20 protein-coding genes and 1 pseudogene are annotated in these 19,288 nt (G+C 63.3%); 8 read left to right on the top strand and 13 right to left on the bottom strand.

Going from position 1 to position 19,288, the window contains the following annotated elements:
- Window positions 1-6: 6 nt before the first annotated feature.
- The 3 genes from AB4M76_RS16700 (at window position 7) to plsY (ending at window position 2,673) form a co-directional block, all read left to right on the top strand.
- Entirely contained in the window at window positions 7-540 is a 534-nt protein-coding gene (locus AB4M76_RS16700) for a hypothetical protein (protein ID WP_368443109.1), read from the top strand.
- A 244-nt stretch (window positions 541-784) separates the two neighbouring features.
- Window positions 785-2,065, top strand: coding sequence for a dihydroorotase (pyrC, locus tag AB4M76_RS16695; RefSeq protein ID WP_368443108.1), 1,281 nt, complete (start codon window positions 785-787; stop codon window positions 2,063-2,065).
- The gene (plsY, locus tag AB4M76_RS16690) at window positions 2,065-2,673 is read left to right on the top strand and encodes a glycerol-3-phosphate 1-O-acyltransferase PlsY (protein ID WP_368443107.1); all 609 of its coding nucleotides are present in this window, start codon (window positions 2,065-2,067) and stop codon (window positions 2,671-2,673) included. Before pyrC ends, plsY begins: the two co-directional genes overlap by 1 nt.
- A 33-nt stretch (window positions 2,674-2,706) precedes the next feature.
- On the opposite strand, the gene AB4M76_RS16685 is transcribed toward plsY, so the two are convergent.
- From AB4M76_RS16685 to AB4M76_RS16675, 3 genes are all read right to left on the bottom strand, one after another.
- Window positions 2,707-4,077 carry a glutamate--cysteine ligase gene (locus AB4M76_RS16685; protein WP_368443106.1) on the bottom strand — a complete coding sequence of 457 codons (1,371 nt, stop codon included), beginning with the start codon at window positions 4,075-4,077 and terminating at the stop codon, window positions 2,707-2,709.
- A gap of 65 nt (window positions 4,078-4,142) precedes the next feature.
- Window positions 4,143-4,673 carry a hypothetical protein gene (locus AB4M76_RS16680; RefSeq protein ID WP_368443105.1) on the bottom strand — a complete coding sequence of 177 codons (531 nt, stop codon included), beginning with the start codon at window positions 4,671-4,673 and terminating at the stop codon, window positions 4,143-4,145.
- 16 nt (window positions 4,674-4,689) lie between these two features.
- Complete coding sequence (locus tag AB4M76_RS16675; protein ID WP_368443104.1) at window positions 4,690-5,409, bottom strand: 16S rRNA (uracil(1498)-N(3))-methyltransferase; 720 nt, start codon at window positions 5,407-5,409, stop codon at window positions 4,690-4,692.
- Between the two features lie 12 nt (window positions 5,410-5,421).
- Here AB4M76_RS16675 and ubiA point away from each other — a divergent pair, with 12 nt between their 5' ends.
- The 4 genes from ubiA to AB4M76_RS16655 are packed head-to-tail and all read left to right on the top strand — an operon-like array spanning window position 5,422 to window position 9,113.
- Window positions 5,422-6,396: a 4-hydroxybenzoate octaprenyltransferase gene (gene ubiA / locus AB4M76_RS16670; RefSeq protein WP_368443103.1), complete on the top strand. Its 975-nt coding sequence runs from the start codon at window positions 5,422-5,424 to the stop codon at window positions 6,394-6,396.
- Window positions 6,397-6,455: 59 nt separating this feature from the next.
- Complete coding sequence (locus tag AB4M76_RS16665; protein ID WP_368443102.1) at window positions 6,456-8,381, top strand: OmpA family protein; 1,926 nt, start codon at window positions 6,456-6,458, stop codon at window positions 8,379-8,381.
- Window positions 8,368-8,691: a hypothetical protein gene (locus tag AB4M76_RS16660; protein ID WP_007118939.1), complete on the top strand. Its 324-nt coding sequence runs from the start codon at window positions 8,368-8,370 to the stop codon at window positions 8,689-8,691. Before AB4M76_RS16665 ends, AB4M76_RS16660 begins: the two co-directional genes overlap by 14 nt.
- Window positions 8,692-8,717: 26 nt before the next feature.
- On the top strand, window positions 8,718-9,113 hold the full coding sequence (locus tag AB4M76_RS16655; protein WP_368443101.1) for a VOC family protein: 396 nt from the start codon (window positions 8,718-8,720) through the stop codon (window positions 9,111-9,113).
- A gap of 6 nt (window positions 9,114-9,119) precedes the next feature.
- On the opposite strand, the gene AB4M76_RS16650 is transcribed toward AB4M76_RS16655, so the two are convergent.
- The 9 genes and pseudogenes from AB4M76_RS16650 to AB4M76_RS16610 form a co-directional block, all read right to left on the bottom strand.
- Window positions 9,120-9,563 (bottom strand): molybdenum cofactor biosynthesis protein MoaE, encoded by a 444-nt coding sequence (locus AB4M76_RS16650; RefSeq protein ID WP_368443100.1) that lies wholly within the window; start codon window positions 9,561-9,563, stop codon window positions 9,120-9,122.
- A 3-nt stretch (window positions 9,564-9,566) separates the two neighbouring features.
- Entirely contained in the window at window positions 9,567-9,815 is a 249-nt protein-coding gene (gene moaD, locus AB4M76_RS16645; RefSeq protein ID WP_368443537.1) for a molybdopterin converting factor subunit 1, read from the bottom strand.
- Complete coding sequence (gene pgsA / locus AB4M76_RS16640; protein ID WP_368443098.1) at window positions 9,812-10,477, bottom strand: CDP-diacylglycerol--glycerol-3-phosphate 3-phosphatidyltransferase; 666 nt, start codon at window positions 10,475-10,477, stop codon at window positions 9,812-9,814. The genes moaD and pgsA overlap by 4 nt, the downstream gene beginning before the upstream one ends.
- Window positions 10,478-10,574: 97 nt before the next feature.
- Window positions 10,575-12,443 (bottom strand): excinuclease ABC subunit UvrC, encoded by a 1,869-nt coding sequence (gene uvrC, locus AB4M76_RS16635; RefSeq protein WP_368443097.1) that lies wholly within the window; start codon window positions 12,441-12,443, stop codon window positions 10,575-10,577.
- A gap of 501 nt (window positions 12,444-12,944) precedes the next feature.
- On the bottom strand, window positions 12,945-13,898 hold the full coding sequence (locus tag AB4M76_RS16630; RefSeq protein WP_368443096.1) for a calcium/sodium antiporter: 954 nt from the start codon (window positions 13,896-13,898) through the stop codon (window positions 12,945-12,947).
- A gap of 173 nt (window positions 13,899-14,071) precedes the next feature.
- Window positions 14,072-14,868 (bottom strand): annotated as a pseudogene (locus AB4M76_RS16625) (S49 family peptidase).
- A 60-nt stretch (window positions 14,869-14,928) separates the two neighbouring features.
- Complete coding sequence (locus tag AB4M76_RS16620; protein WP_368443095.1) at window positions 14,929-15,690, bottom strand: ABC transporter permease; 762 nt, start codon at window positions 15,688-15,690, stop codon at window positions 14,929-14,931.
- Window positions 15,687-16,616: an ABC transporter ATP-binding protein gene (locus AB4M76_RS16615; RefSeq protein ID WP_368443094.1), complete on the bottom strand. Its 930-nt coding sequence runs from the start codon at window positions 16,614-16,616 to the stop codon at window positions 15,687-15,689. Before AB4M76_RS16615 ends, AB4M76_RS16620 begins: the two co-directional genes overlap by 4 nt.
- A gap of 63 nt (window positions 16,617-16,679) precedes the next feature.
- Window positions 16,680-17,201 (bottom strand): CoxG family protein, encoded by a 522-nt coding sequence (locus tag AB4M76_RS16610; RefSeq protein ID WP_368443093.1) that lies wholly within the window; start codon window positions 17,199-17,201, stop codon window positions 16,680-16,682.
- Window positions 17,202-17,304: 103 nt separating this feature from the next.
- Here AB4M76_RS16610 and AB4M76_RS16605 point away from each other — a divergent pair, with 103 nt between their 5' ends.
- A complete protein-coding gene (locus AB4M76_RS16605; protein WP_368443092.1) occupies window positions 17,305-18,285 on the top strand; it encodes a DMT family transporter in 981 nt (326 codons plus the stop codon).
- Here AB4M76_RS16605 and AB4M76_RS16600 read toward each other — a convergent pair.
- Window positions 18,282-19,247, bottom strand: a complete 966-nt coding sequence (locus tag AB4M76_RS16600) for an NADPH:quinone oxidoreductase family protein (protein ID WP_368443091.1) — start codon at window positions 19,245-19,247, stop codon at window positions 18,282-18,284. The two genes, AB4M76_RS16605 and AB4M76_RS16600, sit on opposite strands and share 4 nt — an antisense overlap.
- Between the last annotated feature and the right edge of the window lie 41 nt (window positions 19,248-19,288).

The following is a 19,288-nucleotide window of genomic DNA, read 5'->3' as shown; positions in this document are numbered from 1 at the left end:
ATCGCCATGTCCGCCACCACAGTCGCCCCGCAAGAAGCCGGCAAAGTCCGGGTCTATTCCCTCTCCCTCTCTGACGCTGAGGCGCAGGCCATGCGCGACGACAGTGCCGCCCAGGCCGCAGCGCTTGGCGTCGATCGGCTCGACGGCACCTATACGGAGGTGTTTCGGGTGGCCGATCTCGATACCATGGGGCTGGCGGGCTACCTGCGCGATGGCAATGGCGTCCATCCCGAACAGATCGAGACCGACCGCAGCAAACTTGGCGCGCTGGATGGCTGGGTCATGGTGGTCTATTCGCGCGCCTTCGGCGGCGAATCCCGCCAGTTGGCCCCGATCCCCGCGCTGACCCATATCGGCACCTATGACGAGGGCGGGCCGGACACGCCCGTGCAAGCGATGGAGGCCGAGGCCGCGCAGCCCTATACCGGCATCCCCCGCGTCGAGCCGACCACCCCCACAAAGGAAAGCAGCAATAAGACAATGATGATCATCGCCATCGCTGTGCTGGTCCTTTTGCTGCTCTGGTGGCTGATCGCATGATCGGCGGGGATTCCGGCTGGCATCTGCACGGCTGAACCCGTAGGATAGCCCCATGCAAGAACCCAAACCTGATCCCAAGATGTCTGGCCGCGTGGCCATGGTTGCCCTGCTCGTCGCTTTCGGCGTGGCGGGGCTGATGGTGTGGATCGGCGGCTAGGGGGCCACTCGGGAGCGAAAACCGCTTGGTTCACGGGGCGATTTGGGGCATGACACCGGCGCAGTTGCTCCAGACCATAGGCCCGTCATGACCCAGCTTTTCACCAATTTGCGTTTGCTTGATCCTGAGGCTGGCACGCTCGGCCCCGGTGCCGTTCTGGTGCGCGACGGTCTGATTGCCGAGGTTTGGGACCAGGCGCCCGAACCGCCTGAAGAGGCACAAGTGATTGACTGCGGCGGCCATATCCTCGCCCCCGGCATTGTCGACATCGGGGTCAAGGTCTGCGAGCCGGGCGAGCGGCACAAGGAAAGCTACCGCTCTGCCGGGCGGGCCGCGGCGGCGGGCGGGGTGACCACGATGGTCACCCGTCCCGATACCGACCCGGCCATCGACAGCCCTGAGACGCTCGAATTCGTGACCCGCCGCGCCAATGAGGCCGCCCCGGTGAATGTCGTGCCGATGGCCGCGCTGACCAAAGGCCGCGCGGGCCGCGAGATGACCGAGATCGGTTTCCTGATGGACGCAGGCGCCGCCGCCTTTACCGATTGCGACCGGGTGGTGACGGATACCAAGGTCTTTTCCCGCGCGCTGACCTATGCCCGCAGCCTTGGCGCTCTGGTCATCGCCCATCCGCAAGACCCCGGTCTGAGCAAGGGCGCCGCCGTGACCTCTGGCAAATTCGCCTCCCTGCGCGGGCTGCCCGCCGTGTCGCCCATGGCCGAGCGGATGGGGCTCGACCGTGACATCGCGCTGCTGGAGATGACCGGCGCGCGCTATCACGCCGACCAGATCACCACCGCCCGCGCCCTGCCCGCGCTGGAACGCGCCAAGCGCAACGGGCTCGACATCACCGCCGGCCTCGGCATCCACCACTTGACGTTGAACGCGCTGGATGTGGCGGACTACCGCACTTTCTTCAAGGTAAAGCCCCCGCTGCGGGATGAGGACGACCGTCTGGCCGTGGCCCATGCGGTGGCCAGCGGGCTGATCGACATCATCTGCTCCATGCACACGCCACAGGATGAGGAATCCAAACGCCTGCCCTTTGAAGAGGCGGCAAGCGGTGCGGTGGGGCTGGAAACGCTTCTGCCTGCCGCCATGCGCTTGGTGCATGCCGAGATCATGGACCTGCCGACGCTCTGGCGTGCGCTGTCGCTGAACCCCGCCAAACGCCTGGGCTTGCCGGGCGGGCGGATCGCCCCCGGCGCCCCTGCCGATATGGTCTTGTTCAACCCCGATGCCCCCTTTGTGCTGGACCGCGCCACCCTGCGTTCCAAGTCGCGCAACACACCCTTTGACGGGATGCGCATGCAGGGTAAGGTGCTGGCAACCTATGTGGCAGGCTCCTGCGTTTTTGAGGCGAACTGATGCCCCCAATCGACACATCTATCGAGATGATCCTTCTATGGGCTTTGCTGGGCTATATCATCGGCTCCATTGCCTTTGGCATGGTGCTGGCCCAGCTGATGGGGCTGGGCAATCTGCGCAGCATCGGCTCGGGCAATATCGGCGCCACCAATGTTTTGCGCACCGGCAATAAAAAGGCGGCCGCGCTGACCCTGCTGCTTGATGGGGCCAAGGGTGCGGTGGCAGTGTTTTTGGCGCGCAGCTTTGCGGGTGAGGATGCCGCGCAGGTGGCGGCTTTGGGCGCGATGATCGGCCATTGCTATCCGATCTGGCTGGGCTTTCGCGGCGGCAAGGGCGTGGCAACCTTCCTTGGCGTCTTGCTGGCGCTGGCTTGGCCCGTGGGTCTGGCCTGCTGCGCGGTCTGGGCGGTCGCTGCGGCGCTGACGCGGATTTCCTCCATGGGGGCGCTGGCGGCGGCGGCAAGCTCGACCGTCTTTATGGTGCTGTTCGGCTATGGAGAGATGGTGCTGCTGAGCATCGCGCTGACCCTGCTGATCTTTTGGCGGCACCGGGACAACATCAGCCGGATTCGCGCCGGCACGGAATCGCGCATCGGGCAAAAGGGCTGACGCCACCCGTAGGCGGCATCAGCCGGTTTCAACTCAATAGGAATATTCGGCGTAGATCCGGCTCAGATCGCCGTTCCACGGCCCGTGATAGTCCGCCAGCAGGTCATCGGCGGGCACGCGACCGGTCTCGATACTGTCGCGCAGGGCGTTAAGGAAATGGGTCTCGTCCGGCACAAGACCACCGGCACCGGGACGGGCGCGGGCTTTCAGCCCCGCCTCTGACAGGGCCACGGCTTCGCGCGCCAGATCATGCATTTTGATCCCGCCAACCTCGGCCTGAAGGCCATGGGTGGAGGCCGCGATGCGCAGTTCTTCCCGCGTCTCGGCATCCCAGTCCTTGACCAGATCCCACGCCCCATCCAGCGCGCTCTGGTCATACATCAGCCCCACCCAAAAGGCCGGCAGCGCACAAAGCCGCCGCCACGGGCCGCCATCCGCGCCGCGCATCTCGATGAATTTCTTCACCCGCGCCTCGGGGAAGAGCGTGGTGAGATGATCGGCCCAATCGCTCAGCGTCGGCTTCTCGCCCGGCAGCGCGGGCAACTCGCCCTTGAGGAAATCGCGGAAGGACTGGCCGAGCGCGTCGATATATTTGCCGTCGCGGTAGACGAAATACATCGGCACATCGAGCGCATATTGCACCCAGGCCTCAAAGCCGAAGCCTTGCTCAAAAACAAAGGGGATCATGCCGGTGCGCGCATCATCCAGATTGCGCCAGACCAGACCCCGGGTGGATTTCACGCCGTTGGGCTTGCCGTCAAGAAAGGGCGAATTGGCGAACAGCGCATTGGCCACCGGCTGCAATGCCACCGCCACGCGCATCTTTTGCACCATGTCGGCCTCGGTGGCGAAATCGAGGTTCACCTGAACCGTGCAGGTGCGGCGCATCATGGTGGTGCCCATGGTGCCGACCTTTTGCATATAGCCGTCCATCAGCTTGTAGCGGCCCTTGGGCATCAGATCCATCTGCTCATGCGACCATTCGGGCGCGGCGCCCAGACCGATGAAGCCGACGCCGATCTCGTCGGCCACGTCCTTCACTTCGCGCAGATGGGTGTTCACCTCATCGCAGGTCTCGTGAATGGTCTCCACCGGGGCGCCGGACAGTTCCAACTGCCCGCCCGGCTCAAGACTGATGTTGGCGCCGTCCTTCTCCAAGCCGATGAGCTTGCCGCCCTCTTCCACCGGTGCCCAGCCGTGCCGGTCGCGCAGCCCTTCCAGCATCACCCGGATCGAGCGTGCGCCCTCATAGCGCAGCGGTTTGTGGCTGTCGGTGCAATAGCCGAATTTCTCGTGCTCGGTGCCGATGCGCCAGTCTTCTTTCGGCTTGCAGCCATCCGCCAGATATTGCGCCATCTGGTCGTGATGTTCGATCGGGCCACCGCCGGATTGAGGAATGGACATATGCGTAGGCTCCGTCTTGAAATATCGTCGTTACCCAGCAGGGATGGGCGGAATTGCCGGGGCTGTCAATGCAACAGCACATGCGCCGGGCGCAGCGGCGCGCGCTCCCAGATCACAACCGCGTCACGGCGGGTCTTGCGCAACTCAAAGAGCATCCGCTCGGTGCGCAGACCGGGCAAAGCGGCAAAGGCGTCAAACAGCGCCTCCGATCCGGCAGCATTCACCGGGATCAGCAGCGGCGCGCTGTCGTCGCGGGGCTCTAGCCGCCAATGGGCGGGGAACATCTGCCGGTCAAGGCTGAGCCGCTGCAACTCGCGCAGGGCAACCGTGCCGCCGGTGAGCGGGCCGAAATAGGTGATCTGCCCTTCGACCACCTGCACCGCGCCCGCGCCATCGTCATTGTCGCGAAACCGCGCCCGCTGTGCGCCAAGCCAGATCAGCGCCGCCCCACCCGCCAGCGCCGCATAGCCTGGCACCGCCAAAAGATAGCCCGGCCCGGCGACCAGCCAGAGCCCAAGCAGCAAAAGCGCGCCGCCGACAAGCGCTTCGCGCCAGCGCCAAAGCTGATCGCGGGCCCCTGCGCGCAGGAAACTCATGGGGTTTTCTTTCGCATTACCAATCCCCCAAGGCTTGCTGCCAGATCGTCATCGCCGCCACCGCCGCCGTATCGGCCCGCAGGATGCGCGGCCCCAAGGTCACCGCATGGGCGTGGTCAAACCCGTGCAGCCGCTTGCGTTCCGCATCGGAGAACCCGCCTTCGGGACCGATCAGAATGGCCCATGGCCCGCGCGCATCCGCAGGTAGCGCCCCGCTCTCGCCCGCCAAGGTCTCGTCGCAGAACATGATCTGCCGCGATCTGTCCCACTGGTCCAGCAGCCGGCCCAGCTTCTCGGCCTCGGTGACCTCGGGCACATAGGTGCCGCCGCATTGCTCTGCCGCCTCGACCGCATGGGCCTGAAGGCGGGGCTGTTGCACGCGGCCTGCATTGGTGAAATCGGTCATCACCGGGACAATGCGCGCGGCCCCCATCTCGGCGGCCTTTTCGACAATGAAATCGGTGCGCGTCTTCTTGATCGGGGCAAAGAGCAGCCACAGATCGGGCGGCATCTGCAGGGGCCGGGTCTGCTCGCGACAGGTCAGCAGCCCGCCGCGTTTGCCTGCCTCGGTCACCTCGGCCAGCCATTCCCCGTCGTGCCCGTTGAACAGCAGCACCGCCGCCCCGACCGTCTGCCGCATCACCCCAAAGAGGTAATGCGCCTGATCGCGCGCCAAAGGAACCGTTTGCCCCTGCCCCAAGGGCTGATCTACATACAATCTGATTTTCGCATTCATGGGGCCAGATATATGCACAACCCGCCGCCTTCGCCAGATGCGTCGCAAGATGGTTCGGTCGCGGATGCCGTGGCCGACAATTGGGTCGACCGCCACGCCCCCCGCGCCCTGCGCCCCTATCTGCGGCTGAGCCGCGCGGATCGGCCCATCGGCACATGGCTCTTGCTGCTGCCCTGCTGGTGGGGGCTGACATTGGCGATCCTGTTTGACCAGTCGCCGCGGTGGGAAGATTTGTGGATTTTCATCGGCTGCGGCTTTGGCGCTTTCCTGATGCGCGGCGCCGGCTGCACATGGAACGACATCACCGACCGCAATATCGACGGCAAGGTCGCCCGCACCCGCTCGCGGCCGATCCCCTCGGGCGCGGTCTCGGTCAAACAGGCGTTGGCGTGGATGGTGTTGCAAATGCTGCTGGCGCTGATGATCCTGCTCACCTTTAACCAAGCCGCCATCGCCATGGGCGTGCTGGCGCTGCTGCCGGTGGCGGTCTACCCCTTTGCCAAGCGTTTCACATGGTGGCCGCAGGTCTTTCTGGGCCTCGCCTTCAATTGGGGCGCGATGCTGGTCTGGACGGCCCATGCCGGCACGCTGCATGCGCCTGCCATTGTGCTCTACCTCGCGGGCATTGCCTGGACCCTGTTCTATGACACGATCTATGCCCATCAGGATGCCGAGGATGACGCGCTCATCGGTGTGAAATCCACCGCGCGGCTCTTTGGCGAGAACTCTGACAAATGGCTGCGGCGCTTCCTGATGGCCACGGTGGGGTTGATGGGGATCGCGGTGATCTATGCCGGGCTGCCCAATGCCTCCGTTCTGGCGCTGGCAATCGCGCTTGGCGGGCCTTGGGCGATGGGCTGGCATATGGCCTGGCAGCTGCGCGGGCTGGACACGACAGACAACGCCAAGCTCTTGCAGCTCTTCCGCGCCAACCGCGACACCGGCATCATCCCGCTGCTGTTTTTCGCGGCAAGCCTGCTGGCCTGATTGCACCCCCGGCAGGAGGCGCGTATCAAGTCGCAAGCTTAACAAACAGAAGTCTGCATATGCGCCTGTCCGCTATTTTCATGATCGCCCTCACCTTTGCAGCTGCGGCGGTGGTCTCTTTGGTGGCGGCGAGCTTCTCCGTGCAGTTGATCGAAGACACCTCTGAGATCGGCGTGCGTGATGCGCTCGACGACCAGGGCATGACATGGGCCGAAGTGCAGGCGGATGGGTTGCAGGTGACTTTGGCAGGCGTCGCGCCCACAGAGGCGGTGCGTTTTCGCGCGCTCTCGACCGCTGGCACCGTGGTCGATGCGGCCCGGGTGATTGACGAGATGGAGGTCGAGGCACAATCCGGCATCGCCCCGCCGCGCTTTTCGGCCGAGGTGCTGCGCAATGACGCGGGCGTGTCGATCATCGGCCTGATCCCCAGCAGCACCGACCGCGAGGCCCTGATCGACGCCTTCACCGACATGGCGGGCGATGCCACGGTGACCGATCTGCTCGAATCCGCCGACTACCGCGCCCCCGAAGGCTGGGAAGACGCGCTGGACTTTGCCGTCTCCGCCATGGCGGACCTGCCGCGGGCCAAAGCCTCGGTCGATGCGGGCCGCGTGGTCATCACCGCCATCGCCGACAGCGCCGCCGCCAAGGCCCAGATGGAGCGCAAGCTGCAACGCGCCGCGCCATCTTCGCTGCGCCTCACCCTCGACATCGCAGCCCCGCGCCCGGTGATCACCCCCTTCACCCTGCGTTTCGCGAAAGACGAAGAGGGCGCGCGCTTCGATGCCTGTTCTGCCGATACCGAAGCCGCGCGGGATCGCATCCTGAAAGCCGGTATCGCTGCCGGTGCCCCCGACGATGCCAGCTGCACCATCGGTCTTGGCGTGCCGAGCCCGAACTGGTCCAAGGCGGTGGCCGAGGCGATCAGGTCGCTGGATCAACTGGGCCAGGGCTCGATTGCTTTTGCCGATGCCGATGTGACCCTCATCGCCGCGCCCGGCACGGACAGCAACGCCTTTGACCGGGTTGTTGGTGAGTTGGAAACCGCCCTGCCCGATGTCTTTGCGCTCACCGCGAAACTGCCCAAGGTCGAAGACCCCAATGCGGGCCCGCCTGAATTTACCGCGACCCTATCGCCCGAAGGGCAGGTGCAACTGCGCGGCCGGCTGAGCAACGAAGGGCTGCGCGATCTGGCCGACAGCTATGCCAAATCGCACTTCGGCTCGGACCGGGTCTATACCGCCGCCCGTCTGGACGATGGACTGCCCGATGACTGGCCCACCCGTGTCCTCACCGCGCTCGAAGCCATGGCGACCCTCGCGAATGGTTCGGTCCGAGTGACCCCGGATCAGCTTCGGGTGGTCGGCAATACCGGGAACAAGGACGCCGATACCAAAGTGGCCTCGCTCCTGGCCGACAAGCTCGGCGAAGGGGCGGACTACAGCATCGACATCACCTATCAGGAAAAGCTGGACCCGATCGCCGGCCTGCCCACGCCTGAGGAATGTGAAGCCGAGATTCGGGCGATCCTGAAGATCGGCAAGATCACCTTTGAGCCGGGCAGCGCAACCATCGACGCAGCCGCATTGGGCACGATGGACGACATCGCCGAAGTGCTGAAACGCTGTGGCGACCTGCCGCTCGAAATTCAGGGCTACACCGACAGCCAGGGCCGCGAATCGATGAACCTCGCCCTGTCGCAAAGCCGCGCGGAATCGGTCTTGAACGAATTGCGCGCGCGCCGGGTGCTAACCGCCTCTTTCCTGGCCAAAGGCTATGGCGAGGAGAACCCGATCGCGGACAATAAGACCGAAGCAGGCCGCGAAGCGAACCGCCGCATCGAATTCCGCCTGATCCAGCCTGAAGCGACCGAGGAGGAGGGCGAAACAGCGCTGGAATCCGCCGACGAAACAGGCGATACCACGACAGAAGAGATCGGGGAATCCGACGCAACCGAAGAAGGCAGCGGTGATGAGCAGAACTGAGTTTGTCCTGGCCACGGCCATCATTCTTTTCGTAGCCTTCTGCATGGGATGGTTCGCAAACTGGCTGCTGAACCGCTTTACCCGCGTGGCCGCCGATGACGTGGCCCAGCTGGACCGGATGAGCCAAGAGCTGCATGAGGCCGAAGAAACCCGCGACCAAGCAATCACCTATCTGCAACAGCGCGAGGCCGAGTTGACCAACCAGTTGGCCCAGACCGAGGCCGAGTTGCGCGCGGCGATGGACGGGCTGCGCGACGCACGGCATGAGGCCGAAGAGATGCGCGCCTATATCGAGCGGCAGAAAGCGTAAACCCCCTACCCCCCCGGAGGCCGAGAATGGCAAAGCTCGCACATAGTATGATCCGCGTCCTGGATGAGGCCGCCTCGGTGAAGTTCTACGATGAGGTCTTTGGCCTGAAGATTGCGGACCGGCTGGACTTCGACAGTTTCACCCTGATCTATCTGCGCGATGGGACGGGCGATTTTGAGCTTGAGCTGACCGTGAACAAAGACCGCGACACGCCCTATGACCTTGGCGATGGCTATGGCCATCTCGCCTTTGTGGTCGCCGATCTGGCAGCCGCGCGCGCAACTGCGATGCAGGCCGGAGCCGAACCGCGCGAGATCGTGGATTTCCGCCCGGCAGGCGAAACCGTTGCGAAGTTCTTTTTCGTCGCAGACCCGGACGGCTATCAGATCGAAGTCATCGAAAAAGGCGGCCGCTTCGCCTGACGCGGCCTACCAGCGCTCCAGCGCCGCCTCGTCCTCGTCCTTGGCGGCGACCCAATTTGCGCCCTTGGCCGTGATCTCACGCTTCCAGAAGGGGGCGCGGGATTTCAGGTAGTCCATCAGGAAATCCGCCGCGTCAAAGGCACCGCGCCGGTGTCGCGCGGCGGTGGCGACCATCATGATCTGCGCCCCGGGCACCAGCCGCCCATGGCGGTGGATCACCAAGACATCCTGCAGATCAAACCGCGCCACGGCCTGCGCCGCAATGTCGCGCAGGGCCTTCTCGGTCATGCCGGGGTAATGCTCGATCTCCATCGCTTCCAGCGGCGCGCCGTCAAGATCGCGCACCACGCCGGTGAAGGTCACGATCGCACCGCTGTCGCCCTCTCCCTGCGCGAAAGCCGCGGTCTCTGCCGCCAGATCAAAGGGTTCTTCCTGCACCACGATGCGCATGGCTCAGCCTCCGGTCATCGGCGGGAAAAAGGCCACCTCACGGGCGCCCGCCAAAGGTGCGTTGAAATCCGTCAGCTCCTGATCCACCGCCACCCGCAACGCGCTGAGGTCCGAGAAGGCCACCTCATAGCGTTCCTCGCGCCCGCGCAGCTCTTCGACCAGTTCCGCCACCGTGGCGGCCTCGCTGTCCACCCGCTCGCGCGGCAGGCCGATCCGCTCGCGCACCCATGCGAAATAGAGTATATCCATCAGTGCTTCTCCCTCAGATGTGGCAGCGCCTTCAGCAGATAGTCTGCGCCGGTGATCGCGGTCAGCACCGCCGCGATCCAGAGCAGGATCAAGCCCAGCACCCCGGCCCATTCCATCCCGGCCAGCTTCCAGCCCAGCCCCAGATGATCCTCGACCTCACCGTTCAAAATCGCCTCGACCAGCTGCTGGTCCATGCCAAAGACGCTCATCCCGAGGTAATGCTCAAACACGCCCTGCGAAAAGAGCACCGCGATGGCGATCATTTGCAGGGTGGTTTTCCATTTCGCCAGCTGCGTCACCTTCAAGGTGCCCGAAACATCGCCCAGATATTCCCGCAGGCCAGAGACAAAGACCTCGCGAAACAGGATCAGCGTGGCGGGCAAGACCAACCAGGGCGACCAGCTGGAGAAGGCCACGATCACCATCAGCGCGATCACCACCATTGCCTTGTCGGCGATCGGGTCCAACATAGTGCCGATCTTGGTCTCTTGCTTCCAGGCGCGGGCGAGGTAGCCGTCAAACCAGTCGGTGATCGCCGCCCCGACGAATAGGACCAGCGCAAACCAGTCGGCATAAGGCCGGGTAAAATAAAGAAACATGACCGCCACACCGGGCGCTGCGACCAGCCGGAGCAGGGTCAGGAGATTGGGCAAATTCCACTTCATGCAGCTATCCTATCTTGCGTCGTCCGGGGCTGAAAGGACGAAACCGCCCCCGCGCTTCTGTGTTCTGGGTTTCAATCGCGCAAAGGCGCGCTTGGCCTTATCCTCGCTCGTGGAAATAGCCGTAAATCGTCTCCGCCAATGCGTCCGAGACGCCCTCAACGGCTTTGAGATCGCTCAGGTTCGCGCGCCCCACCGCCTTGGCCGAGCCGAAATGCGCCAAAAGCGCGCGTTTGCGCGCAGCGCCGACGCCCGGCACATCATCGAGCGGCGTGGCACTCACCCCCTTGGCGCGTTTGGCGCGGTGGGTGCCGATGGCAAAACGGTGCGCCTCATCCCGCAGGCGTTGCACGAAATAGAGCACCGGGTCATTGTGCCGCAGGGCCATGACGCGTTTGCCGACGCGGTGGAACTCTTCCTTGCCCGCATCCCGGTCGATCCCCTTGGCCACGCCGACCATCGGGATATCCTCCACCCCATGCTGCGCCATGATCGAGGCCACAGCACTCACCTGCCCGGCCCCGCCGTCGATCAGCAGCAGATCGGGCCAAAGCCCGCGGCTGCGGTCCGGGTCTTCCTTGATCAGCCGTTTGAAGCGCCGGTGCAGCACCTCTTTCATCATGCCAAAGTCATCCCCGGGGGTCAGGTCATCACCGCGAATGTTGAACTTGCGGTATTGGTTTTTCATCATGCCTTCCGGCCCCGCGACGATCATCGCGCCCACCGCATTGGTGCCTTGAATATGCGAGTTGTCATAAACCTCGATCCGCTGCGGCGGCCCGGGCAGGTCAAAGGCATCGGCCAGCCCTTGCAACAGCTTGGTCTGGGTCGCTGTCTCGGCCATCTTGCGGGCAAGGCTTTCGCGGGCGTTGCGCAGGGCACCGTCGACCAGCTCGGCCTTTTCGCCGCGTTTCGGCACCAGCAGGTCGACCTTGCGGCCCAGCTTGCCGCTCAGGGCTTCGGCCATCAGATCGGGGTTCTCGATCTCATTGCTCAGGATCAACTGGCGTGGCGGTTCGCGGGTGTCATAGAACTGGCCGATGAAGGCCTCCAGCACCTCGGCCTCCTCCACATCCGCCCCGACCCGGGGGTAATAATCGCGGTTGCCCCAGTTCTGATTGGCGCGGATGAAAAACACCTGCACACAGGCCTGCCCGCTTTCCATATGCAGCGCGATGATATCCGCCTCTTTGACCCCCTGCGGGTTGATCCCCTGCGCGGTCTGCACCTGTGTCAGCGCCTTGATCCGGTCGCGCAGCGCGGCGGCGCGTTCAAACTCCATCGCGGCGCTCGCCTCTTCCATCTCGCGCGCCAGACGGCCCTGAATCTCGGTGGATTTGCCGCAGAGGAACCGTTCCGCATCCCGCACCGTCTGGCGGTAGTCTTCGGGCGAGATCTTGCCCACGCAGGGCGCCGAGCAGCGTTTGATCTGATGTTGCAGACAGGGGCGCGTGCGGCTGTCGAACATGGCGTTGGAACAGTCGCGCAGCAGAAACACCCGCTGCAATTGGTTCAGCGTCCGGTTCACCGCCCCCGCGCTGGCGAAGGGGCCATAGTAGCTGCCCTTCTCCTTTTTCGCGCCACGGTGTTTCTTGATCTGCGGATAGTCGCTGTCCGCCGTCACAAGGATATTCGGAAAGCTCTTGTCATCGCGCAGCAGCACGTTGAACTTGGGCTTGAGCTGTTTGATCAGGTTCTGCTCAAGCAAGAGCGCCTCGGTCTCTGTCTTGGTGGTCAGAAACATCATCGAGGCGGTATTGGCGATCATCCGCGAGATGCGCGCGGAATGCCCGGTCGGACGTGCATAGGAGCTCACCCGCGCCCGCAGGTTGCGCGCCTTGCCGACATAGAGAACCCGGCTTTCGGCATCCAGCATCCGGTAGACGCCCGGCGAGGAATCGAGCGACTTCAGATAGGCCTGGATCACCTTTCGGCCCTGTGGCGGTGGCGTATCAGAGGGTGCTGTCATGGGCGGGCCTGATTCTGGTCGTGGGCTGCAATAGGACGTAGATGGGAGCAAGGCTTAACATGTCCACCAAAGATGTGGATAACTCTGTCGGTAACTTCTGAGCATGTCGGATTCTTCGTTGTTTTTAACATGGTTCGTCGGTTTGCCTATTTTTTAGGCAGCTCCACAACTCTCTGCAATTACTGCGCTTTTTCTTTTCACCACAACAAGCCTCTGAAAACAAAGGGGATTCAGTAACACTTTGTTTATACTCCTTAGCACGGTGCAAAACTTCCCGCGTTACAGGTGTTTTCAAGGCTCCAGGGCGGCATTTGCCAATGCAGATATGCCCCGCAGCCGCCATCTACCCGCCCCCATACAGCCTGTTGAAACGCGGATGCGCTCCCCCCACCGTAGGGGGGTATCTGCCAGTCTCCCGCCCCGCCGCGCTATCGCGGCAAGACGCAAGGCAGGGCCCAAAGGCTGCCCGGACAAGTCCCCCAGCAGCCGCCAATGCGCCCTCTAGATCAGGATCACCACGATATAGAGCCCGTAAAGCGCGCTGAGCGCGATGCCCCAAAGCCGCGTGATGTCGCGCCGCAGATAGACGAAGGGGATCAACAGCAGCGAGGCCGCCAGCATGACCCATAGGTCAAAGCGCAGGAACGAGGGATCGACCGAGATCGGCCCGACAAGGCTGGCAATCCCAATGATCGCCAACAGGTTGAACATATTCGACCCGATGACATTCCCAAGCGCCACATCCGCCTGCCGTCGCAGCGCGGCCATCACGGTGGTGGCAAGCTCCGGCAGCGATGTGCCCACGGCCACCAGCGTCAGGCCGATCACCGTGTCGCTGACCCCATAAGTCTGCGCGATGATGGTCGCGTTTTCCACCAGCAGGCTCGCGCCCAAAGGCAGGCCAATGAGCCCGAGGATCAAGAACAGGGCAATCTGCCAGCCCGCCATATTGGGGTCGGCCCCTTCGGGCTCTTCCAGATCGTCCTCGGCCCCGGCGCGCTCTGCCCGGCGGTGATCCTTGGCGTCGTCGAAAGCGTCGTAAAGCATATAGGCCAGCCCGCCGAGCAGCACGAGTCCGGCGATCCAGTCAAAGACCCCCCGGAAGGCCAGCGCGATGAAGAGCAGCGAGGCGGCGATCATCTGGTTATAGGTCTTGCGGGTGCTACATTCCGAGGTATGCATCACGGCCAGCAATGCGGGGACACCCAGCACCAGCAGGATATTGGCCGTATTGGACCCGACCACATTGCCAAGCGCCAGCCCCGGCACATTGTCCAGCACCGCTTTGACCGAGATCAGGAGTTCCGGCGCCGAGGTGCCGAAAGCCACGATGGTCAGGCTGACGATCAATGCCGGCACCCCCAGACGCAGCGACAGGTTCACCGCCCCTTTCACCAGAGCATCCCCCGCAAACAGCAGGATCACGAGGCCAAGCCCCGATAACAGCCACGGCATCACCATCAACGATCTCCCTTACAGGCGCATGCGCCCTTGCCTATGCGGTAACGCCCGCAGTTGCGGCATTTGGTCCGGGGCGCAGGTTTGCCCCCCAGCCAATGCATTTTTCCAAACCAAGCCAGAAGGCCCATGGCGACCAGAAAGAGCAGGACAATTTTGAAAACCATGGGCTAGAGTCCGAAGCGCGCATAGGCCGCGCGTTCCTCTATGCCCTGCACCGCGTCTTGCACCATCTGGACGCCAAAACGCGACAGAAGCCCGCGTTTCACCCCAAAGCGGCGCAGTTTGACCTTTGCGCCAAAGCGGTCTTTCAAGAGCGGTTTCAAATGGCCGATCCCGTCGATCAACCCCAGTTCGGCGGCGCGTTTCGCCAGCCAGATTTCCCCGGTAAAGAGGTCTTGCCCCTCGGCCAGCTTGCCCGCGCGGCGGGTCTTCACATGGTCGATGAAATTGCCATGGATATCTTCCAGCAGCACCTTCAGCCGCGCGACATCTTCGGGGCTTTCGGGGCGGAACGGGTCGAGCATGGATTTGCTCTGCCCTGCGGTATAGACGCGCCGCTCGACGCCATGCTCGCGGATGAACTCATGCACCCCGAAGGAGGCGGAGATCACCCCGATGGACCCCACGACCGAGCTTGGGTCCGCGTAGATTTCATCCGCCGCCGCCGCCAGCCAGTAGCCGCCCGAGGCGGCCACATCTTCGACGAAGGCGATGACGGGAATGTTCTTTTCCTCCGAAAGCCGCCGGATACGCGCGCCGATCATAGAGGATTGCACCGGGCTGCCGCCGGGGAGTTGACCTCAAGCGCGACAGCGGCAGGCTTGCCCTTGGCAAAGGCTTTTTCGATCACTGGCCCGAGGGCGGCGTCGCTCAATACCGCACGGCCCTGCGATCCGATCATGCCGGAAAGTCGGATGACGGAAACGCTGGGCGGGGATTTTAGGAAGGGCAGCCGATTTCTCATTCACCTCATGTAGAACGCCACCGCAGCGCAAACAAGGCGGCCGCAGAAGTTTCGCAGCCCTCAGGCCCGCAGACGCCAGCCGGTGCGAAAAATCCACCAGATCACGCCAAGGCAAAGCGCCGTGAAGAGCGCGATTGCGGCAAGGCTGGTCAGGATCGGCACATCCGCCGTACCGAAGAACGCCCAGCGGAAGCCCGAGATCAGATAGACCACCGGATTGAAATGGGAGATCACCTGCCAGACGGGGGGCAGCATCGAGATCGAGTAGAACGACCCGCCAAGGAAGACCAGCGGCGTGACGATCAAGAGCGGCACCAGTTGCAACTGCTCGAAATTCCCCGCCCAGATGCCGATGATGAAGCCCATCAGCGCAAAGCTGATGCAGGTCAGGATCAGGAAGGCGACCATGGCGATGGGGTGCTGAATGGTGATGTCGACAAAGAAGAAGGCGGTGATCAGGATGATCGTGCCAATGAACAGCGCCTTGGTCGCCGCCGCGCCGACATAGCCGATGACGATCTCGAAAAAGTTGATCGGGGCCGAGAGCAACTCATAGACCGTGCCGATGAATTTGGGGAAGTAGATCCCGAAGGAGGCGTTGGAGATCGACTGGGTGATGACGCTGAGCATGATCAGCCCCGGCACGATGAAGGCGCCGTAGCTCACGCCCTCGACCTCATCGATGCGGCTGCCGATGGCGGCGCCGAAGACCACGAAGTAAAGCGAGGTCGACAGGACCGGCGAGATGATGCTCTGCGTGATGGTGCGAAAGAAACGCGCCATTTCAAAAGCGTAGATGGCTTTGATTGCGGTCCAGTTCATGCCGCATCCTCCTTGAGCAGACCGACGAAAATGTCTTCCAGACTGCTTTGCCGCGTCGCCACGTCCTGCAGCACCAACCCGCTTTCGGCAACTTTAGACAGCAGTTTGGTGATGCCGGTGCGCTCGGCATTGGTGTCATAGGTGTAGATCAGCGCCTGCCCGTCCGCCGAAAGTTCCACATCCGGCGATTGCAGCGCCAGCGGCACTTCGGTGATCGGTTCGGTCAATTGGACTTCCAGTTGTTTCTTGCCCATCCGCGCCATCAGCGCGTTTTTCTCTTCGACCAGCAGCAATTCACCCTTGGCGATGACACCGATGCGGTCCGCGATGGCCTCGGCCTCTTCGATATAATGGGTGGTCAGGATGATCGTCACGCCTGAGGCTTTCAGCCCCGCCACGATCTCCCACATGTCCTTGCGCAGTTCCACGTCGACGCCTGCGGTCGGCTCATCCAGAAACAGCACCTGCGGGTCATGCGCCAGCGCCTTGGCGATCAGCACGCGGCGTTTCATCCCGCCCGAAAGCTCGCGGATCTGGCTGTCTTTCTTGTCCCAGAGCGAGAGTTGGCGCAGGATTTTCTCCAGCACCGCCTCATCCGCCGGTCGGCCAAAGAGCCCGCGTGAGAAAAGCACGGTGTTGATGACCTTCTCAAAGGGCTCCAGATTGATCTCCTGCGGGACCAGCCCGATCATCGAGCGCGCGGCACGGAAATCATCGATGATGTCATGGCCGCCCACGGTCACCTTGCCGCTGGTCGCGGTGGTGATGCCGCAGATGGTCGAAATCAGCGTCGTCTTGCCCGCCCCGTTGGAGCCCAGAAGCGCGAGGATCTCGCCCTTCTCGATCTGCAAGTTGACCCCTTTGAGCGCCTCGAATCCGCCCGCGTAGGTTTTGCGCAGGTTCTGAATGTCCACGATGGTCGGCATGGTCGTCTCCGCTTTGGTAAGGCGGGCAACCTAACTGGCTTCGGCCTGAGTGAACAGATGCCTTCAGGTCTTGGCGCGGCCGAACCAGCCCTTTTTGGCGGGGGCATCCTCTTCGGCGGTCTCGGGCTCCGCCTCTTCCTCTGCCGGGCCTTCGAGCGAGGCTTGCAGATTGTCGAAAAACTGATCCGCCATTTTCTTGGCGAAACCGTCGATGATCCGGCTGCCAAGCTGCGCCAGCTTCCCACCGACCTTGGCCTCTACATCATAGCTGAGTTCGGTGCCGCCGTCCTTCTCGGCCAGCCGCACCTCTGCGCCGCCCTTGGCGAAACCGGCGGCACCGCCCTTGCCCTCGCCGGTGATGGTCAGCGCCTCGTTGGGCACCAGATCAGAGAGCGTCACATGGCCCTTGAACGTCGCCTTCACCGGGCCGACCTTTTGCACCACCGTGGCGTCATAGCCCTCTTCGACCGAGCCTGAGACATCCTGTGCGCCGGGCACGCAGGTTTGCAGCATCTCCGGATCCAGCAATGCGGCATAAACCTCGGGCGGGGTGGCGGCGATCTGGCGGGTGTCGGACATCTGCATTGCTGGCTCTCCCTCTGGCGTATCCCACCAGTCTAACGGGGAATTCTGCGCAAACCAATGTCAAAGCGCTGGACCTTACGCGCCGGGCTGGTAGGTCTTTAGCATGACAACCAATCCCCATAACCGCGCCGGTCTGGCGATCGGGCTGATCCTTCTCGGCGTCGCTGCGATTTCGGTCAATGACATGCTGATCAAACGTCTGTCGGGCGGCTATCCGCTGCATCAGATCGTCTTTACCCGCTCGGCCATCGGGCTTGTGCTGGGGCTGGTGCTGGTCAGGCTCGAAGGCGGGTTCCACCTGCTCAAGACGCGCCAGCCGGTGCTGCATCTGCTGCGCGGGCTGCTCATCGTGATCTCGAACATGGCATTCTTTCTGGCCCTGTCGGTCCTGCCGCTGGCCGAGGCGACGGCGCTGTTCTTTGCCGCACCGCTGTTCATCACCGTGCTGTCGATCCCGCTTCTGGACGAAAAGGTCGGCCCGCTGCGCCTTGGCGCGGTGATCGTGGGGTTCATCGGCGTGGTGATCATGATGCGGCCTTGGGCCAGCACGGCAACGCTTGAGGTCTCCCGCTGGGTTCTGCTGCTGCCGGTGCTGGCGGCGCTGACCTATGCGCTGAACCAGCTGATGACGCGCAAGCTCGGGGTGAACTCCAAAGCCTCGGCGCTGATGGTCTATATTCAGGCGGCCTTTGTCGCGGTGTCGCTGGGGTTCTTTCTGGTCGCAGGCGATGGGCGGTTTGTGGATGCGGGCAGCAGTGTCTCACTGCAATTCCTGCTGCGCGCATGGATTTGGCCTGCGCAGGAGGATTACCTCACCTTCCTCGGCATCGGTCTCAATATCGCGCTGATCGGCTATTGCCTGAGCCAAGCCTACCGGCTGGGCGACGCCGCCACGGTGGCCCCTTTTGAATATATCGGCCTGCCGCTGGCGGTGTTCTGGGGCTTCGTGATCTTCGGCGACCTGCCGGTCTGGGAGGTCTGGGTCGGGATCGCGCTGATCCTCGCTTCGGGGCTGTTCGTTTACCTACGCGAGCGCCAAAAGGCGCTGCGCGTGACGCGTTTGCCGGGCGGGCGACGGGCCTAGCCCGCGACCTGCACCACCACCTTGCCGGTTGCCTTGCGGTCGCGCAGCAGGGCCAGCGCCTCATTGGCCTGTTCCAGCGGCAGCACGTTGCTGACATGGGGTTTCAGCTTGCCGGCCATATACCATTCGATCAGCTTGGCAAAACTGTCGGTCAGCACCGAGGGTTTGATCTTGGCATAGCCGCCCCAGTAAAAGCCCAGCACAGAGAGGTTCTTGACCAGCAGGATATTGGCCGGGATTTGCGGCACCTCGCCGCTGGCGAAGCCCAGAGGGATCAGCCGCGCTTCCGGGTTGCAGGCGCGCATCGCGGCTTTGAACTGGTCGCCGCCCACCGGGTCATAGACCACATCGGCGCCGCCCAACTCTTTGACGATGGCGCGGATGTCGTCGGTTTCGGAGTTGATCAGATGATCCGCGCCCGCCTCTTTGCAGACCGCGAGCTTGTCCGCGCCCCGCGCCACGGCGATCACCTCGGCTCCCATCAGCTTGCCCAGTTCCACGGCCGTCAGACCAATGCCGCCCGACGCGCCCAGCACCAACAGCCGCTCGCCCGGTTGTAGCCGCGCCTTATAGTCCAGCGCCACATGGCTGGTGCCATAGGCGATCAAGAATGCCGCCCCATCGACCGCAGACATCTCATCCGGCAGGGGCACACAGACCGAAGCAGGCACGGCGGCATATTCGGCCAGCCCGTCAAACCCGGTAAAGGCCGCCACGCGCTGCCCGACCTTGAGGTGATCCACCCCCGCCCCAAGGGCCGAGATCGTCCCCGCCAGTTCCATGCCAAGCGTGAAGGGCAGCGGTGGCTTTTCCTGATAGCTGCCCTTGATCAGCAGCAGATCGCCAAAGTTCAGCCCGCAGGTGTCGACCTGCACCAGCACTTCGCCCTGCCCCGGCATCGGCATTTCAAGCTCTCGCAGGGTGAGCGGTTCGTCATAGGCGGTGACTTGCATGGCGCGCATCGGGCTGTCCTTTCGTGCTGCTTTGGCGTGAAAAGGCCAGA

The organism is Sulfitobacter sp. PS-8MA, from assembly GCF_040933935.1.
Taxonomy (GTDB): domain Bacteria; phylum Pseudomonadota; class Alphaproteobacteria; order Rhodobacterales; family Rhodobacteraceae; genus Sulfitobacter.
The sequence above is the reverse complement of the archived record's forward strand: the minus strand, read 5'-3'. Positions and strand labels throughout refer to the sequence as shown.

Coding starts and splice junctions, on each gene's coding strand:
- AB4M76_RS16615 (WP_368443094.1), bottom strand. CDS start 16,616: ATGCCGACCATCGTGGACATTCAGAACCTGCGCAAAACCTACGCGGGC.
- AB4M76_RS16620 (WP_368443095.1), bottom strand. CDS start 15,690: ATGAACTGGACCGCAATCAAAGCCATCTACGCTTTTGAAATGGCGCGT.
- AB4M76_RS16685 (WP_368443106.1), bottom strand. CDS start 4,077: ATGTCCATTCCTCAATCCGGCGGTGGCCCGATCGAACATCACGACCAG.
- AB4M76_RS16610 (WP_368443093.1), bottom strand. CDS start 17,201: ATGCAGATGTCCGACACCCGCCAGATCGCCGCCACCCCGCCCGAGGTT.
- AB4M76_RS16675 (WP_368443104.1), bottom strand. CDS start 5,409: ATGAATGCGAAAATCAGATTGTATGTAGATCAGCCCTTGGGGCAGGGG.
- AB4M76_RS16665 (WP_368443102.1), top strand. CDS start 6,456: ATGCGCCTGTCCGCTATTTTCATGATCGCCCTCACCTTTGCAGCTGCG.
- AB4M76_RS16680 (WP_368443105.1), bottom strand. CDS start 4,673: ATGAGTTTCCTGCGCGCAGGGGCCCGCGATCAGCTTTGGCGCTGGCGC.
- AB4M76_RS16660 (WP_007118939.1), top strand. CDS start 8,368: ATGAGCAGAACTGAGTTTGTCCTGGCCACGGCCATCATTCTTTTCGTA.
- AB4M76_RS16700 (WP_368443109.1), top strand. CDS start 7: ATGTCCGCCACCACAGTCGCCCCGCAAGAAGCCGGCAAAGTCCGGGTC.
- AB4M76_RS16650 (WP_368443100.1), bottom strand. CDS start 9,563: ATGCGCATCGTGGTGCAGGAAGAACCCTTTGATCTGGCGGCAGAGACC.
- plsY (WP_368443107.1), top strand. CDS start 2,065: ATGCCCCCAATCGACACATCTATCGAGATGATCCTTCTATGGGCTTTG.
- ubiA (WP_368443103.1), top strand. CDS start 5,422: ATGCACAACCCGCCGCCTTCGCCAGATGCGTCGCAAGATGGTTCGGTC.
- pyrC (WP_368443108.1), top strand. CDS start 785: ATGACCCAGCTTTTCACCAATTTGCGTTTGCTTGATCCTGAGGCTGGC.
- AB4M76_RS16655 (WP_368443101.1), top strand. CDS start 8,718: ATGGCAAAGCTCGCACATAGTATGATCCGCGTCCTGGATGAGGCCGCC.
- AB4M76_RS16600 (WP_368443091.1), bottom strand. CDS start 19,247: ATGCGCGCCATGCAAGTCACCGCCTATGACGAACCGCTCACCCTGCGA.
- uvrC (WP_368443097.1), bottom strand. CDS start 12,443: ATGACAGCACCCTCTGATACGCCACCGCCACAGGGCCGAAAGGTGATC.
- AB4M76_RS16630 (WP_368443096.1), bottom strand. CDS start 13,898: ATGCCGTGGCTGTTATCGGGGCTTGGCCTCGTGATCCTGCTGTTTGCG.
- AB4M76_RS16605 (WP_368443092.1), top strand. CDS start 17,305: ATGACAACCAATCCCCATAACCGCGCCGGTCTGGCGATCGGGCTGATC.
- pgsA (WP_368443098.1), bottom strand. CDS start 10,477: ATGAAGTGGAATTTGCCCAATCTCCTGACCCTGCTCCGGCTGGTCGCA.